This window comes from Enterococcus gilvus ATCC BAA-350, assembly GCF_000407545.1.
In the GTDB taxonomy this organism is placed as follows: Bacteria; Bacillota; Bacilli; order Lactobacillales; family Enterococcaceae; genus Enterococcus_A; species Enterococcus_A gilvus.
Genome location: NZ_ASWH01000001.1, coordinates 1,502,559 through 1,518,612 on the forward strand (window position 1 = coordinate 1,502,559; position 16,054 = coordinate 1,518,612).

The following is a 16,054-nucleotide window of genomic DNA, read 5'->3' on the forward strand; positions in this document are numbered from 1 at the left end:
ATAATTAAACGAATAAAGGAGCGAGATGAATGGAAAAAAGAGTGATAATCATGAACTTCGACGTAGAATCTAAAGCATATGAGGCATTTTCAAAAGCCAAACGCCTACATATGAACAAATCATTTAAAGGTGAACAAATGGCTGTGGTCCATCATTCAAACGATGGAGAACATAAATTTGAGATTGAAGATTTTTTAGACTTTACCGGAAGCAATAAAAGCTCTACAGGTGGCTTGATTGGGATGATGGTAGGAATATTGGGTGGACCAATTGGTATCTTATTAGGTTGGTTTACAGGTGGTATGATTGGTGCGACACAGGATGCAAAAGAAGTTCGAGAAGCAACAGGCGTCTTTGAATTTCTGATAGACAAGATTGGCGAAGGAGATACCGCATTGCTTTTGATTGCTGAAGAAGAAGACAATCGACCTTTAAATCAATTAATCATGATGGACTTAGGCGGCGAGATTACTCGTCTTGAATATGATGATGTTGAAGCAGATGTGAAAAACGCCCAAGAGATGGCAAAGGATTCTAAAGAAAAAACCACGAATGATGAAATTTCAAAAGATAAATCAAGTGAGGATTAATATTTCCTTTATTTACATTGCGCTAGAGGCGACTTTCTTCTAGAATAAAAGTAATTTAATAGAAAGTCAGGAAAATTATGGAATTAGAATTTTTAGGTACAGGCGCAGGTGTGCCGGCAAAACATCGAAATGTCAGTAGTTTAGCATTAAAATTATTGGATGAGCGTAATTCAATCTGGCTATTTGATTGTGGTGAAGGCACTCAAATGCAGATATTAAGAACAACTATTAAGCCAAGAAAAATTGAAAAAATATTTATTTCCCATCTACATGGAGATCACATATTTGGTTTGCCAGGCTTGCTAAGCAGTCGTTCTTTTCAAGGTGGAGAGGAACCTGTTGAAATATATGGTCCTGTTGGATTAGAAAACTATGTTCGGACTTCGCTTCAAGTGACAAAAACACATTTATCATATCCTTTACATTTTGTCGAAATCAAAGAAGGGATAATTTTCCAAGACAAGCAGTTTACAGTTGAAAGCATGCTGTTGGATCATGGCATTGACAGCTATGGGTTTCGAGTTAAGGAAGCCGATCATGAAGGTGTTTTACAAGTGGATAAATTGGTTGCGCTCGGTGTTCCTGCTGGACCTATTTATGGAAAAATAAAACGCGGTGAAAAAGTAACTATGCCAGATGGTACAACAATTGATGGAAGAGACTTTGTCGGTGAGGAAAAGAAGGGTCGAGTCGTAACGATTTTTGGCGATACCCGATTTATGACCCGATCTAGTGAATTTGCGAAAAACAGTGATGTTATCGTTCACGAGAGTACATTCAATAAGAACGAAAGCAAATTGGCGCGCGCTTATTTTCACTCTACCACACAGCAGGCAGCTACCATTGCAAAAGAAGCACACGCAAAAAAATTACTATTAACGCATATATCAGCTCGCTATTTAGCGAAAGAAGCGAAGGAATTAGAAGAAGAAGCAAGAGAAATTTTCCCAAACACCCAGATTGCGAAAGATTTTGATATCGTGGATGTTCCATTTTCATAAAAAAATAAAAAGGATTTTTCCTTACAGAAAGAAGGGACTTCATTGGATTTAACAGATAAAGTAGTTGTTGTGACAGGCAGTTCTGCTGGCTTAGGAGAGCAAATTTGTTATGAAGCAGCAAAAAGAGGAGCAATTGTTGTTACCTGTGCTCGCAGAATCAATCTTATCGGGCAAGTAAAAGAGCGATGCATTGAATTGAGTGGAAAAGAAGCTTTTGCATTTCAATTGGACATTGCTGATCCTGATAGTGTAGAAGCAGTCATCGGAAAAATTTCTGAAGAAGTCGGAGATGTTGACGTGCTAGTTAATAATGCGGGCTTCGGACTATTTAATGATTTTGTTTCATTTGATTTGGATGTGGCAAGGAAAATGTTTGAAGTAAATGTATTGGGCATGATGTACTTCACTCAAAAAATAGCTATTTCTATGGTTGATAATAAAAAGGGGCATATCTTTAATGTTGCTTCCATGGCTGGTAAAATGGCCACACCAAAATCTACAGTATACTCTGCAACAAAATTTGCAGTTTTAGGTTTTTCGAATGCACTACGTTTGGAGTTGCGGCCTGAAAATGTGTATGTAACGACCATTAATCAAGGTCCGATCGCAACAGATTTTTTTGACAAAGCAGATCCAAGCGGCAGCTATTTAGAAAATTTGGGGAATATTGTTCTAGATCCTCAAAAATTAGCAAAAACTATCGTAAATAAAATGGGTAAGCCGACGCGTGAAATAAACCGACCATTCGTAATGGCTGGGGGTAGTCGTTTCTATGATTTATTCCCGCATATAGGGGATTTATTAGCAGGTGGCCTATTCAATAGGAAGTAGGAACGTACATGAGGAAACAGTGGAAAATTTTATTGGGCTTTATACTTGTACTACTGATCGTGATTTTTGCACTTTCCAATAGCCAAGAAGTGCCAGTGAATTTCTTAGTGAATAAAATCTACTTGTCTCTTGTGTTAGTTATTATTGGCTCTGCTCTAATAGGTGCATTAGTTGTCTTATTGACATCTGGTGCCACGTTATTCCAACAACGCAAGGAAATAAAACAGTTGAAAGAAACGATCCATTCTTATGAGACAGACAATGAGAAAAAGTTAGAAGAAGATAAGGCGTCTTTTAAACGGGAGCAAGAAAATGAAATTGCTGTAATGAAAGCAAATTATGAGACCCTTTTAAAAGAAAAGGACCAAGCCTTAGCAGAAAAAGAGAACACACTCACTGAAAAACGAGATGCTTCGCCCATTGATTATTATGATTAATAGAAGAGGACTTTAGTTTGAGAAAACTAAGGTCTTCTTCTCTTTCTTGTCGGATTCTTTTTTGCTATACTAATACGGTTGGGAAGTGATAGAGTGAAAAAATCAAGCTTTAATTGGCAGTTCAGAGATACGACACCTATTGATTCAGTTTTTCAAACTGAGATGTTGAATCAAGGATATAGTGAAACATTCGCTGAACTTTTATGGAATCGAAATATACGTACAGCAGAAGAATTCTCACAATTGATGAAAGTAAATATCGATGATTTGCATGACCCTTTTTTAATGCACGACATGGAGAGAGCTGTCGAGCGTATTCAAGCAGCCGTAATGGAAGAGCAAGCAATTTTAGTTTATGGTGATTATGATGCAGACGGGATTACAAGTACGTCTATTATGGTAGAAGCGCTTGAAATGATTGGTGCAGACGTACATTATGTATTGCCAAATCGTTTTATTCACGGATATGGACCAAATAAATCTCTTTTTGAAGAAAAAATCAATGAGGGGATTCAATTAATCATTACCGTTGACAATGGCGTAGCTGGGAACGAAGCAATCGATTATGCCAATTCTAAAGGTGTTGACGTTATCGTTACCGATCATCACGAGTTGCCGCCTGTCCTTCCAGATGCGTATTGTATCATTCATCCCCGTTATCCAGAAGGACAATATCCATTTGGAGAACTTGCGGGAGCCGGGGTCGCTTTCAAGTTGGCGACTGCATTGTTGGAAGAAGTTCCTCTAGAAATGCTTGATTTAGTTACCATTGGTACTGTAGCAGATCTAGTCTCAATGACTGGTGAAAATCGGTTATTCGTTAAATTAGGCCTGCAAGCCATCAAACAGACACAGCGTTTAGGGTTGCTAGAGTTATTAAAAGTTAGCAGCGTTGATCTACAGAAGGTTGATGAGATGAGTATTGGTTTCAGCTTAGGGCCAAGGTTGAACGCCATTGGCCGGTTGGGTGACCCCAATCCTGCTGTAGAACTAATGACTACTTTTGACGAGGAAATTGCTCACACTCTAGCTGAAAAATTAGATAAAATCAATGATGAGAGAAAAGTAATCGTGCAAAAAACGACGGCTGAAGCAACAGCATTAATCAATCCGGAGGATAAAGTCCATTTAATTGCTGCGAAAGGTTGGAATCCAGGCGTTTTAGGAATTGTCGCAGGCAACATTTTAAAGCAAACCGGGCAGCCAACGATTATTTTATCCATTGATGAAAATGGTGTAGCTAAAGGATCAGGAAGAAGCATCGAAGCGTTGGATCTGTTTGGGATGTTAACTACAATGCGTTCTGAGTTTACTCATTTTGGAGGACACGCAGCAGCGGTGGGTTTAACTATGCCAGCTGATAGAATTCCCTCACTGCAAAAATTGATGAACGATTATATCTTGGCTGAGCAGATAGATTTGAGTAAAGGATCTGAGTTGAAAATAGATGCTTCTCTTCCTATAGCAAAAATTTCTTTAGGTCTTGTAGAAGAACTAAAAAAATTGGCTCCTTTTGGCACGGATAATCCTGCCCCTCATTTTTTAGTGAATGGAAATGTGAGCTTTTTCAAACGCATAGGTAGCGAGCAGCAACATGTTAAATTCTCATTGAAAAATGAGGATAATCAATTAGATGCTATTGGATTTGGCTTTGGAGAAGAAGCTGAAGAGATACAGCAACCGGACACTCAATTTGTAGGGGATTTAGAAATCAATGAGTGGAATGGGCAGAAAAAAGTGCAACTCCGTTTAATTGATTTTGCTTCCGAAGGTACACAAGTAATTGATCGACGTGCGAAATATACTTGGAATCAAAAAATTGATAGCGGTAAAGCTTTGTATCTGGCTTTTCAAAAGGAGAATCAGAAATTCTTTTCTAAAGAATTGCAGCACTCAATTGTATTATACGATGCGACTATTGACTGGACTGACTACGATCAATTAATCGTACTTGATTGTCCTGATCATAAAGAACTTTTACAGGAAATCACGATTGCCGGACATTTTGAGCGAATTTACCTTTATCTTTATAGCTCAGATGAAGCATATTTAAATGGATTGCCAAGTCGTGAACAATTTGCAAAACTTTATCAATTTTTCCGAAAACAGCCTAAAGTCGATATTCGATTTAAATTGAAAAATGTTTCGAATTACTTAAGAATCCCAGAAAAATTATTAGTATTCATGATTCACGTGTTTTCTGAGTTGAAATTTGTTACAATAGACGACGGTGTTTTACAAATGGTCGAGTCTCCAGAAACTCGGGCTTTTGAAGAGAGTAAAATTTATCAAAAACGCATGGCTCGAATTGATAGCGAAGAATTTTTATTGATGAATGATATTCAAACTATTAGAAATTGGCTGAAAGGCTAGGAGGAACAACCGAAATGAATTTGAAAGATTATATTGCTAGTATCCCAGACTATCCAAAGGAAGGGATTGTATTCCGTGATATTTCTCCACTCATGGCTGATGGCGAAGCATATCGCGAAGCAACAAAACAAATCGTCAATTACGCAAAGGAAAAGCAAATCGATATGGTCGTCGGTCCAGAAGCTCGTGGATTTATCGTAGGATGTCCGGTAGCATTTGAATTAGGATTAGGATTTGCGCCAGTGCGTAAACCAGGTAAATTACCTCGTGAAGTAATCGAAGTTGAATACGAAAAAGAATACGGTACGGATACTTTAACGATCCATAGCGACGCAATTAAGCCTGGCCAACGGGTATTGATCACTGATGATCTGTTAGCAACTGGAGGAACAATTAAAGCGACGATAGAATTAGTAGAAAAGCTGGGCGGCATTGTTGTCGGGTGTGCCTTCTTAATTGAATTAGAAGGGTTACACGGGCGTGATAAAATCCAAGGATACGACATTTTAACATTGATGGACTACTAAAAAGAGTTAAATAGAAAAGAGGCTGCAGACAATGCTCTAATTTAGAACATTGTCTGCAGCCTCTTTTTATTAAATATCAAAAAAGCAGTTGGATGAAATACCCAACTGCTTGAGTGAACGATTAAGCTGACTTGTGATAACGATGATCGTACGTTACATAATAAAAATCCTCGGCAGGTTCTGTAGTGTAAAACTCTTCTTCCTCATTTTCCTCTTCAACGGAATGGTATTCCGCATAATGCTGAGCGTACTTTCGCTCGTCCCATAACATGAACCATACAAGGAACAAACCAGAAAAAATGACGATCGTAGCTAAAGACCCTAACTTACCAATCAATAAACCTAGTAACAATACAGCGATAATTAAACCAAATCTTCTTACTGCTTTCATCAATAATCACTCCTATTATAAAAACGCGAACGTGTGTTTGTATATCTATTATACGAATGTTTGTTCGTTTTGTAAAGAAAAAAATAATCGGAAGTAAATTCCGATTAATAAATATGGTTTCGATACAAACCGACAACTTTTCCAAGAATAGATACGTTATCGAAAATCAGAGGAGCCAACTCGTCATTTTCAGGTTGCAACCGAATATGATCAGCTTCCCGATAGAATCTTTTGCAGGTCGCTTCATTCTCATCCGTCATCGCAATCACGATCTCTCCATTTGTAGCTGAAGATTGTTGTCTTACAATCACGTGATCTCCATCATAAATTCCAGCATTGATCATACTTTCACCACGGATAGTCAGCATGAACAAGCCGCCTTCTTCACTAGAAAGGTCTGGTGGAACAGGGAAGAAATCCGACGCTTCTTCGACTGCTAAAATGGGTTCACCAGCTGTTACAACACCTAACATAGGAATAACTTGCGGTGCTGCCCCGATTTTTTCTAATCCATTAATAGTTAACTCAATTGCTCTTGGCTTAGTGGGATCGCGCTGGATCCAGCCTTTTTTTTCTAACCTAGATAAATGGCCATGAACAGTAGAGGTAGACGAAAGATTCACAGCTTCTCCAATTTCTCTAACAGTGGGTGGGTACCCTTTATCTTCAACGCGTTCATGAATGAAACGTAACACTTCTAATTGTTTTGTTTCCGTTCTTTTTGCCAATGCCCGCACCTTCTTTCGTTTTTTTTAGTGTAGCATAGTTATTCGAACAAATCAAACAAGCGTTCGTATTTGTTTACACTTTCAACTTCTTTTTTTTTATGTATAATTAAAGAGGGAAAAGAGGTGCGCAAAATGATCAATGATGAAACAATTGCTAGAATCAATGAATTATCAAAGAAAAAGAAAACGTCCGGTTTAACAGATGCAGAGGCACATGAACAGAAGGTTTTGCGGGAAGAATACATCGCTTCATTCCGTAGTGGAATGCGCCATCACATCGAAGGAATGAAGGTTGTTGATCCAGAAGGCAACGATGTCACTCCAGAAAAATTAAAAAAGATTCAAAAAGAAAAAGGATTACACAATAGAAAGTAAATCTTTTGTCAGTAAGTGATTGAAAAGTCAAAATAAATCGGTTACAATGAATTTGTAATTAAAGTATTTATGACCAAAAAGGAGGAAGTAATTTGTTCGACAAAATCGATCAACTAGGTGTAAACACAATCAGAACATTAAGTATTGAAGCAATCCAAAAAGCAAACTCAGGTCATCCAGGACTCCCCATGGGTGCAGCCCCAATGGCTTATGCTCTATGGACAAAGCATTTGAATGTTAATCCAGCGACTTCATTAAATTGGGCAAATCGCGACCGGTTTATTCTATCTGCAGGTCATGGTTCGGCGATGTTGTATAGCTTATTACATCTTGCAGGATACAAAGTAACGATTGATGATTTAAAAAGTTTCCGTCAATGGGAAAGCAAAACACCAGGGCATCCTGAATTCCTTCATACGGATGGTGTCGAAGCAACTTCAGGTCCTTTAGGTCAAGGTATTTCAACTTCTGTTGGGATGGCAATGGCTGAAGCTCATTTAGCAGCAACATACAATCGTGACAGTTTTGATGTGATGGATCACTATACCTACGCTTTGTGTGGAGATGGCGATCTAATGGAAGGCGTATCTGCTGAAGCAAGTTCTATGGCGGGACACATGAAATTAGGCAAATTGATCGTGTTATACGATTCAAACGATATCTCTTTAGATGGACCTACTTCAAAAGCCTTCACTGAAAATGTAGGTGCTCGCTATGAAGCTTATGGTTGGCAACATATCTTAGTAGAAGATGGAAATGATTTAGAAGCCATTTCCAAAGCGATTGATGAAGCGAAAGCTGAAACGGACAAACCGTCATTGGTCGAAATTAAAACAGTGATTGGATTTGGTTCTCCCAAAGAGGGTACATCTGCTGTTCATGGTGCGCCACTTGGAGAAGACGGTATTAGTGTTGCAAAAGCTGTATACGGTTGGGAATATCCTGACTTTACGGTTCCCGAAGAAGTTTCAAATCGATTTAAAGAAGAAATCAACGATAAGGGTGCGAAAGCAGAAGCTGATTGGAATGCGATGTTTGCAAACTATGAAAAAACTCATCCTGAGTTAGCGAAACAATTTAAAGCGGCTTTTGCTGGAGAACTTCCAGAAAACTGGGAAGCTTCATTACCAGTTTATGAAGAAGGAACTGCACAAGCTAGTCGTGTGTCCAGCAAAGATGCGATTCAAGCTATTTCAAAAGCTGTTCCGAATATTTGGGGTGGATCTGCTGATTTATCAGGTTCAAATAATACAACGATCGCTGATGAACCAGAGTTTCAACCAGGTTCTTATGAAGGCCGAAACATTTGGTTTGGTGTCCGTGAATTTGCAATGGCGAGCGCGATGAATGGCATTCATTTGCATGGAGGAACACGTATATATGGAGGAACATTCTTCGTATTTACTGATTACTTGCGTCCGGCTGTTAGAATGTCAGCCATCCAAGGATTACCGGTTGTCTATGTGTTAACACATGATTCTGTGGCTGTCGGTGAAGACGGGCCTACACATGAACCAATCGAACAATTAGCAAGCGTTCGCTGTATGCCTAACGTACAAGTAATTCGTCCTGCTGACGGCAACGAAACTTCCGCTGCATGGATTCAAGCGTTAGAAACAAAGAATAAACCAACTATCTTAGTATTAAGTCGTCAAAATTTACCAGTCTTACCTAATAGTAAAGACATGGCTAAGGAAGGCGTAGCAAAAGGTGGTTATGTGATTTCTAAAGCTGAATCAGATACACCAGATGGTCTATTAATTGCTACCGGTTCTGAAGTGAACCTAGCTGTTCAAGCTCAAAAAGATCTTAAAGAGCAGGGCAAAGACGTTTCCGTTGTTTCTCTTCCAAGTTTTGATTTATTCGAAGCACAAGACGAAGCATACAAAGAATCTGTTTTACCTAAGGCAGTGAAAAAACGCGTAGCAATCGAAGCAGCTTCTCCATTCGGTTGGGAACGTTATATCGGATCGGAAGGTAAGATGATCGGTATTGATCATTTTGGAGCTTCTGCACCAGGAGACTATGTTTTAGAACAATTTGGATTCACTGTGGAAAATGTTGTGAATACTTTTAACAAACTTTAAAATTTAATTTGAAAAGGTTGAGGAGAATAATTTTCCTCAACCTTTTTTGTGATCAGATTCTTCAGGTCTCTAGCTGTAAATTGTTTAACGGTAAGTTTAGCATTCCAGAAGGGAAAGTAATAGTTTTACTAAAATAAAGTTTACATAATATTTTACTCGAACACTAATAATTAATGGCGGTTTCAATTTTTCGATACGTTCAATAAAAATGTTTATTCGTGAGCAAATTTATTTAGACAGAAATTAAATTCTGTTATACTGTCCTTGTGCAAAATATTGCAATTAAAAAATGATTCAAACGAAAGAGGGACGACAATGAAAGTAGTAGTAGTAGGATGTACACATGCCGGTACCGCAGCCGTTAAAAATATTTTAGCAAACCACCCGGATGCAGAGGTGACAGTGTTTGAGCGGAATGACAATATCTCATTCCTTTCATGTGGAATCGCTTTATACGTAGGTGGAGTCGTGAAAGATCCAGCAGGGCTATTTTATTCTAACCCTGAAGAACTTACTTCTTTAGGTGCAAAAGTGAACATGGAACACGATGTAACAAACATTGATACAGATGCTAAAAAAATCACAGCAAAAGATTTGAAAACAGAGGAAGAAAAGATCGTTGAATATGATAAATTGGTTGTAACAACAGGTTCTTGGCCAATCATCCCGCCGATCAAAGGGATTGAATCTAAGAATGTTTTATTATGCAAAAACTATAACCAGGCAAATGTCATCATTGAACAAGCAAAAGACGCTAAAAAAGTTGTAGTAGTCGGTGGAGGATATATTGGTATTGAATTAGTAGAAGCTTTTGCCGAGTCAGGTAAAGAAGTAACGCTAATTGATGGATTATCAAGAATCTTAAACAAATATTTAGATAAGCCTTTCACAGATCTACTAGAAAAAGAATTAGAAGACCATGGTGTGACATTAGCATTGGGAGAGAACGTAAGTGAATTCGTTGCAGATGAAAGTGGTGCTGTAACTAAAGTAGTGACACCGAGCAATGAATTTGATGCGGATATGGTTATCCTGTGTGTCGGTTTCCGACCTAATACAACGTTATTAGAAGGCAAAGTAGATATGCTGCCAAGCGGAGCAATCAAAGTGAACGAATATATGCAATCAAGCAACCCAGATATTTTCTCTGCGGGTGATTCAACAGTTGTTCATTATAACCCAACTGGAAAAGATCAATATATCCCTCTAGCAACAAACGCTGTTAGACAAGGAATGTTAGTCGGTCAAAACTTAGTTGAACAAAAAATGAAATACCGAGGCACACAAGGTACTTCTGGTCTTTACTTATTTGGATGGACGATTGGTTCGACTGGATTAACAAAAGAGAGTGCTGCATTAAATGATTTAGACGTGAATGTAACAGTAATCGAAGACAATTATCGGCCTGAGTTCATGCCAACTACTGAAAAAGTTTTAATGGAGATTGTTTCAGAAAAAGGCACGAATAAAATTTTAGGTGCACAGTTCCTTTCAAAATATGATATTACACAATCTGCAAATACAATCTCAGTGGCTATTCAAAATAATATGACGTTAGAAGATTTAGCATTACAAGATTTCTTCTTCCAGCCACATTTTGACCGCCCATGGAATTACTTGAACATTTTAGCTCAAGCGGCTTTAGCGGAAGCAGAATAAAAAAAGGGAGGCGTAAGCCTTCTTTTTTTATTGCTAAGAGAAATTTATCAGACTTGGAGTTCCTTTTTTTTTAGTGTAAACTGAGAAACGAACGGAGGATTTCAAATGATTTCATTAAATGATTATTTAGCGGGTGGGGAGACAACAATCTCAAATCTGTTATTAAAAAATTATACTAAACTGGGACTGACGACTGACGAATTTATGTTGTGGCTGCAGCTTTACGCTTCACATCAATCTGGAGTAGATTTTCCTGATTTGACTGTAATTGCCCAAGACATGGGATGTACTATTGAGAAGATATATGCGTCATTAAATTCACTTGTCAATAAAGAATTCGTTACGTTGGATACCGCATTGGACGATGAGGGCAAGCAGAGTGATCGTTACAATTTGTTGCCTGCTTTTGAGAAACTGACAATATTGAAAGAACAAGAGCGCTTTGAAATTGAGGAGAAGAACGATATTGCTGCTCAAAAGAAAATGTTAAGATCTTTTGAACAGGAATTCGGTCGGCCTTTATCACCGATTGAATACCAAAAAATTGGGTATTGGTTAAACGAGGATCACTACGCACCATCGTTGATTGAATTAGCACTACAGGAAGCGGTATTAAACCAAGCGTACAATTTTAAATATATTGAAACGGTTCTTCAAAGCTGGGAAAAGAAAAATATTCGATCAAAAGTTCAAGTCGAAGAGGAGCAGCGACGACGTAAACAGATTTTATTACAGAAGGAAGAACAAAATCAATCCGAAGAACTACCAAAGGTTTCTCTCTATAATTGGCTTGAAAGGAAGGATTCTGATGCTTAATAAAGAAAAAACAATGGAAGCTCTCTCACGAATGTACGAAATGTTTCCAAGAGCAATTGGGGAGCTGCATTCAGATTCTCCTTTTCAACTCTTAATCGCTGTTATTCTAAGCGCCCAAGCGACGGATGTTTCCGTGAATAAAGCCACACCTGCACTATTTGCAGCCTATCCCACTCCAGAGGCGTTAGCACAGGCACCTATGGACGACATTGTTGCGAAAATTCGAACGATCGGTCTTTACCGAAACAAGGCCAAAAATATTAAGGCTTGTGCACAGATGCTACTAGATAATTACGGTGGTATTGTACCAGCATCTCGTGAAGAATTGGTAAAGCTACCGGGCGTCGGACGCAAAACAGCGAATGTTGTGCTTGGAGATGCTTTTGGTGTCCCAGCAATTGCTGTTGATACGCATGTAGAACGGGTTACTAAACGACTACGCATTTGCAAGCTGAACGCGTCTGTTACTGAAGTGGAGGCCACCTTAATGCGCAAGATTCCAAAAGAATTATGGGTAAAAAGCCACCACACATTAATTTTTTTTGGAAGGTATCATTGCACGGCTAGAAGTCCTAAATGTGAAATTTGTCCGCTGTTGGATATGTGTCAAGATGGGAAAGACAGATTAAAAGCCACTCGAAACTAGTTCGAGCGGCTTTTTTTAATTACTTGATGGCGGTGTGCCATTATTTCCCGGTGTCGGTGCCGGCTGACTAGCACTTGACGACGGTTGAGATGGCTGTGGCTCAGGAGCCGCCGATGATGATGGTGGCGGTGTGGGCGCAGGAGCAGAAGATGAGCTACTAGGAGGCACTGGCTCGCTGCTGCTTGCTGGCGGCGCGATCGTAGATGACTCAGAAACACTCGACTGCGCTGTGCTGCTTGATGGCATGGTCGTCTGACTAGAATAAGAATTGTAGTATGAACTTTGACCAGTCCGATTTGGTTGAACAGGTGTATAAGAGGCGCCTTTTACATAAAGTTCATTCCCACTTCGAAGCACATCATCAGGCATTGTCCAATCAACATTCGGAACATTTTGAGAAACATAGCTCATGAATTCTTTGTAAATGAGTTGTGCAGTATTCTCTGATTCTGAGGTAATAGGAGTCATGCGATCGTCATAACCAGTCCAAATTGATAATGAATAATTTGGTGTAAATCCTGTGAACATAACATCTGGCTCAATAGCACCGGCATGAGGTATCTTCGCTAACTCGTCATCTGTATAATTTGAAGTACCTGTTTTACCAGCTTGGAAAAGATTCGGGATTTGAGCATATGTTCCAGTCCCTCTTGAGATAACATCCTTTAAAATATCAGTAATCATGTATGCAGTGTACGGTTCCATTGCTTTCTCGCCTTTATTTGAGAACGTTTGTTCTGACCCGTCCTGATATTTGATTTTATTGATATAAAGGGGTTCATTATATGTTCCGCCATTAGCGAAGGCAGCGTAAGCAGCAGCCATTTTTTCAGTAGAAATACCATACTTTGTTCCATCCTGTGTTTCAGTATTACTTGATATGGCATTGGCTTGTTGAATATCTTTGTATTCAATACCTAATTTTTTCAAAAATTTAGAAACATTTTCGGGTCCCACTTCGTTAAATAATTTGACTGCAGGGACATTTCGAGAGTCATAAAGTGCCTGACGTAAAGTGATGGTCCCTTGATATGAATTGTCCCAGTTTTTAACTTCTGTCTGAGTTCCTTCGTAACGATAAGGCTCATCTTTGAAACGTGTTTCAGCCGTTGAGAATTTTTTGTACTCGAAAGCCGGGCCGTAATCAGTTATCGGCTTAACAGTTGAACCAAAATCCCGTGTAGTATTCACCGCACGATTCATACCTAAATAAACGTCATCAGCAATATTTCGTCCGCCGATTTGTGCTGTAACATTTCCGGTCTTGGAATCGATCAGTGTCGCAGCAACTTGGAATTTTTCATCAGGATATTGAACGTACTCGTCACCATTTACAATAGAATATAGACGATTTTGTGCATCCTTGTCTAAATTCGTGTAGATGTCTAAACCATCCGTATACACATTTTTTCCGGTTTTCGCTTCAACTTGTGCGATAACTTCTTTAACGTAATTATCAGATACTTTTCTCTCTTGATTATCCGCCGGTAAAGGTATCAATCCTTGATCAATGGGTTCTTTGGTCGCTTTATCGTATTCTTCTTGAGAAATTTTTTTATTGTTTAACATTGTATATAAGACAGTGTCACGACGTTCTTTTGCAGCATCAGGATGCTTATAAGGGTCATATGAATTAGGTGCTTGAGGCATACCAGCAAGCAGAGCCGTCTGCGCTACGCTTAAATGCTGTAACTCTTTTCCAAAGTAGGTTTCAGCAGCTGTTTCCATCCCATATAGACCATTTGCCATATAAACTTTATTAATGTAATAAGTTAAAATTTCTTGTTTTGAATGTTTCTTTTCTAATTGAATGGCCAACCAAGCTTCTTGAGCTTTCCGACGCAAGGTCTTATCCGCTTCCTCAGTAGTTGTTGAGAAGAAGGAGAGTTTGATTAATTGCTGCGTCAAGGTGCTTCCTCCTTGAAGGCCTCCTCGATTTGTAATATTGTGCAATGCTGAACCTGCAATACGTACGGGGTCTACACCGTTATGTTTAAAGAAACGGCGATCTTCAACCGAAACGATTGCATCATCCAATTCCTGTGGAATCTTATCAGCCTCAACTTTTTCTCTTTTTTCTGCTCCGAGGTCTTCAAAAATGTTTCCATCTTTATCTAAAAGCTTCGAAGAAACAGTCGCCTCTAATTTTTTATCAGTTAATGTTGGCGCGTCTTTAACATAGAAGAAAAAGATGCCTATACCTGTGAGCAATGCTACACAGAGCAAGCCAACGACTGCGATTGCAACTTTTAACCCAATGTGGCGATTCTGTTTACTTTTTTGTGCAGGTTTCTTTCCTTGAGGGGTTCGCTTACTTTTTTGCGAACGTGAGGGATTAGCCATTTGTTAAACTCCTTTTTGCGAGATATTGTTCCACTGCTTCCAAATATGGGATTCTTGGTGCAATTTGCGGTTTGATTTCGATGCCAACTGCTTCAATCAACTCAAGCGGAAGTGATTTTTTCCCTGTTTCTTGTCTGTTCCAATAGTTTATCAGTTCTTCAGAAGAAAGAAAAAAACAACGATTTAGACTTGAAAACCAAAGCAAGATAAAGCACACTGCTTTTTGTTTCAAACACTGTTCCATATGAGCAATTTGATGCTGATGAAAATTTTTGAGCGGAAAAGAAGTTTTATTTTTCGTTTCCTTCGCTTCAAAATCTAAATAGTATCCACGATAAACGCCATTATAATCCGTAGTAGAAGGTTGCCTAAAATAGGCCTCTTTAATTACTGCTGCACTACGTTTAGGATAATCAACCTTAACGATCTGAAGCGGCGTTGGCTTTTTATGGACAACTGCCTTATCATGGGTTAAGTAGTATTCGTTGCTTTGATTAATTGCTTCCTCAAAGCGCATACCGCGATTGGCAAAAGTTGTTTCTTTTTTTAAGGATCGTTCCCGTGGATTCTTTTGTGAAAATGATTGACCGTTAGGGTAGTGAAAGGTCATTTTTCATCACACTCCTGTTTGATATTATAGCAAATTTTTTTGAAAGATATTTTATTTTTAAGTGAAAGTAAGGAAATTGCAATGAATGACACAATACAGCGATTATACGTAACTGGATACCAAAGCTTTGAGCTAGGAATTTTCAGCGACAATGACCCTCGAGTACAAGTAATTAAAAATGTATTAAAGAGAGAATTGATAGCATTAATTGAGAATGGATTGGAATGGGTCATGATCAGTGGAAGTTTGGGAACCGAAATTTGGTCAGGGCAACTTGTTAACGAATTAAAGGATGAGTATCCTGAACTTAAATTAGCGATTGTTTTTCCTTTTGAGGGTTTTGGAAGTAATTGGAAAGAACAAAATCAATTATATTTAAGCGAGCTTGTGCAGACGGCAGATTTTGTTGATTCTGTAAGTCATCATCCGTATCAAAATCCTGGACAATTTAAAAATCACGTAAGTTTTCTATTGCATCATACAGATGCTACATTACTAGTATATGATACTGAATATCCTGGTAAGAGCAAATTTTTCCTGAGAGATATTGAAAAATTCCAAGAACAGAATTCTTATGAATTGCTTACAATCACTATGGATGATTTAGAAAATTCCTCAGACTTTGGGGATAGTGTTTGAT

The 16,054-nt window shown here is 38.6% G+C and carries 16 protein-coding genes; 12 read left to right on the top strand and 4 right to left on the bottom strand.

Annotated features, from left to right (window positions below; translation table 11 throughout):
- Window positions 1–29 precede the first annotated feature (29 nt).
- From I592_RS07460 to I592_RS07485, 6 genes are all read left to right on the top strand, one after another.
- Complete coding sequence (locus tag I592_RS07460; protein WP_010780818.1) at window positions 30–590, top strand: DUF456 domain-containing protein; 561 nt, start codon at window positions 30–32, stop codon at window positions 588–590.
- A 77-nt stretch (window positions 591–667) separates the two neighbouring features.
- The gene (gene rnz / locus I592_RS07465; protein WP_010780817.1) at window positions 668–1,591 is read left to right on the top strand and encodes a ribonuclease Z; all 924 of its coding nucleotides are present in this window, start codon (window positions 668–670) and stop codon (window positions 1,589–1,591) included.
- Window positions 1,592–1,633: 42 nt separating this feature from the next.
- The gene (locus I592_RS07470; protein ID WP_010780816.1) at window positions 1,634–2,422 is read left to right on the top strand and encodes an SDR family NAD(P)-dependent oxidoreductase; all 789 of its coding nucleotides are present in this window, start codon (window positions 1,634–1,636) and stop codon (window positions 2,420–2,422) included.
- An 8-nt stretch (window positions 2,423–2,430) separates the two neighbouring features.
- Complete coding sequence (locus tag I592_RS07475; protein ID WP_010780815.1) at window positions 2,431–2,859, top strand: LapA family protein; 429 nt, start codon at window positions 2,431–2,433, stop codon at window positions 2,857–2,859.
- A gap of 93 nt (window positions 2,860–2,952) precedes the next feature.
- Window positions 2,953–5,232: a single-stranded-DNA-specific exonuclease RecJ gene (gene recJ, locus I592_RS07480; RefSeq protein ID WP_010780814.1), complete on the top strand. Its 2,280-nt coding sequence runs from the start codon at window positions 2,953–2,955 to the stop codon at window positions 5,230–5,232.
- A 14-nt stretch (window positions 5,233–5,246) separates the two neighbouring features.
- Window positions 5,247–5,759 carry an adenine phosphoribosyltransferase gene (locus tag I592_RS07485; protein ID WP_010780813.1) on the top strand — a complete coding sequence of 171 codons (513 nt, stop codon included), beginning with the start codon at window positions 5,247–5,249 and terminating at the stop codon, window positions 5,757–5,759.
- Window positions 5,760–5,880: 121 nt separating this feature from the next.
- Here the strand turns inward: I592_RS07485 and I592_RS07490 are convergent, their stop codons facing one another.
- Both I592_RS07490 and lexA read right to left on the bottom strand, forming a co-directional pair.
- Window positions 5,881–6,150: a hypothetical protein gene (locus I592_RS07490; RefSeq protein WP_010780812.1), complete on the bottom strand. Its 270-nt coding sequence runs from the start codon at window positions 6,148–6,150 to the stop codon at window positions 5,881–5,883.
- A 104-nt stretch (window positions 6,151–6,254) separates the two neighbouring features.
- Window positions 6,255–6,878, bottom strand: coding sequence for a transcriptional repressor LexA (lexA, locus tag I592_RS07495; protein WP_010780811.1), 624 nt, complete (start codon window positions 6,876–6,878; stop codon window positions 6,255–6,257).
- A 132-nt stretch (window positions 6,879–7,010) separates the two neighbouring features.
- Here lexA and I592_RS07500 point away from each other — a divergent pair, with 132 nt between their 5' ends.
- The 5 genes from I592_RS07500 to nth all read left to right on the top strand — a co-directional run bounded on the left by I592_RS07500 (window position 7,011) and on the right by nth (window position 12,461).
- Window positions 7,011–7,253: a DUF896 family protein gene (locus I592_RS07500; RefSeq protein WP_010780810.1), complete on the top strand. Its 243-nt coding sequence runs from the start codon at window positions 7,011–7,013 to the stop codon at window positions 7,251–7,253.
- 92 nt (window positions 7,254–7,345) lie between these two features.
- Window positions 7,346–9,340, top strand: coding sequence for a transketolase (tkt, locus tag I592_RS07505; protein WP_010780809.1), 1,995 nt, complete (start codon window positions 7,346–7,348; stop codon window positions 9,338–9,340).
- A gap of 315 nt (window positions 9,341–9,655) precedes the next feature.
- On the top strand, window positions 9,656–10,999 hold the full coding sequence (locus I592_RS07510; RefSeq protein ID WP_010780808.1) for an FAD-dependent oxidoreductase: 1,344 nt from the start codon (window positions 9,656–9,658) through the stop codon (window positions 10,997–10,999).
- Window positions 11,000–11,104: 105 nt separating this feature from the next.
- The gene (locus tag I592_RS07515) at window positions 11,105–11,815 is read left to right on the top strand and encodes a DnaD domain protein (protein WP_010780807.1); all 711 of its coding nucleotides are present in this window, start codon (window positions 11,105–11,107) and stop codon (window positions 11,813–11,815) included.
- Window positions 11,808–12,461 carry an endonuclease III gene (nth, locus tag I592_RS07520; RefSeq protein WP_010780806.1) on the top strand — a complete coding sequence of 218 codons (654 nt, stop codon included), beginning with the start codon at window positions 11,808–11,810 and terminating at the stop codon, window positions 12,459–12,461. The genes I592_RS07515 and nth overlap by 8 nt, the downstream gene beginning before the upstream one ends.
- 15 nt (window positions 12,462–12,476) lie before the next feature.
- Here nth and I592_RS07525 read toward each other — a convergent pair whose 3' ends face one another.
- Window positions 12,477–14,804 carry a PBP1A family penicillin-binding protein gene (locus I592_RS07525; RefSeq protein ID WP_010780805.1) on the bottom strand — a complete coding sequence of 776 codons (2,328 nt, stop codon included), beginning with the start codon at window positions 14,802–14,804 and terminating at the stop codon, window positions 12,477–12,479.
- Window positions 14,797–15,414 carry a Holliday junction resolvase RecU gene (gene recU, locus I592_RS07530; RefSeq protein WP_010780804.1) on the bottom strand — a complete coding sequence of 206 codons (618 nt, stop codon included), beginning with the start codon at window positions 15,412–15,414 and terminating at the stop codon, window positions 14,797–14,799. The genes I592_RS07525 and recU overlap by 8 nt, the downstream gene beginning before the upstream one ends.
- An 81-nt stretch (window positions 15,415–15,495) precedes the next feature.
- Between recU and I592_RS07535 the strand changes: the two genes are divergently transcribed.
- Entirely contained in the window at window positions 15,496–16,053 is a 558-nt protein-coding gene (locus I592_RS07535) for an SLOG family protein (protein WP_010780803.1), read from the top strand.
- The last annotated feature ends 1 nt before the right edge of the window (window position 16,054 follow it).

Coding starts and splice junctions, on each gene's coding strand:
- I592_RS07460 (WP_010780818.1), top strand. CDS start 30: ATGGAAAAAAGAGTGATAATCATGAACTTCGACGTAGAATCTAAAGCA.
- rnz (WP_010780817.1), top strand. CDS start 668: ATGGAATTAGAATTTTTAGGTACAGGCGCAGGTGTGCCGGCAAAACAT.
- I592_RS07475 (WP_010780815.1), top strand. CDS start 2,431: ATGAGGAAACAGTGGAAAATTTTATTGGGCTTTATACTTGTACTACTG.
- I592_RS07485 (WP_010780813.1), top strand. CDS start 5,247: ATGAATTTGAAAGATTATATTGCTAGTATCCCAGACTATCCAAAGGAA.
- I592_RS07490 (WP_010780812.1), bottom strand. CDS start 6,150: ATGAAAGCAGTAAGAAGATTTGGTTTAATTATCGCTGTATTGTTACTA.
- I592_RS07500 (WP_010780810.1), top strand. CDS start 7,011: ATGATCAATGATGAAACAATTGCTAGAATCAATGAATTATCAAAGAAA.
- I592_RS07510 (WP_010780808.1), top strand. CDS start 9,656: ATGAAAGTAGTAGTAGTAGGATGTACACATGCCGGTACCGCAGCCGTT.
- I592_RS07515 (WP_010780807.1), top strand. CDS start 11,105: ATGATTTCATTAAATGATTATTTAGCGGGTGGGGAGACAACAATCTCA.
- nth (WP_010780806.1), top strand. CDS start 11,808: ATGCTTAATAAAGAAAAAACAATGGAAGCTCTCTCACGAATGTACGAA.
- I592_RS07525 (WP_010780805.1), bottom strand. CDS start 14,804: ATGGCTAATCCCTCACGTTCGCAAAAAAGTAAGCGAACCCCTCAAGGA.
- recU (WP_010780804.1), bottom strand. CDS start 15,414: ATGACCTTTCACTACCCTAACGGTCAATCATTTTCACAAAAGAATCCA.
- I592_RS07535 (WP_010780803.1), top strand. CDS start 15,496: ATGAATGACACAATACAGCGATTATACGTAACTGGATACCAAAGCTTT.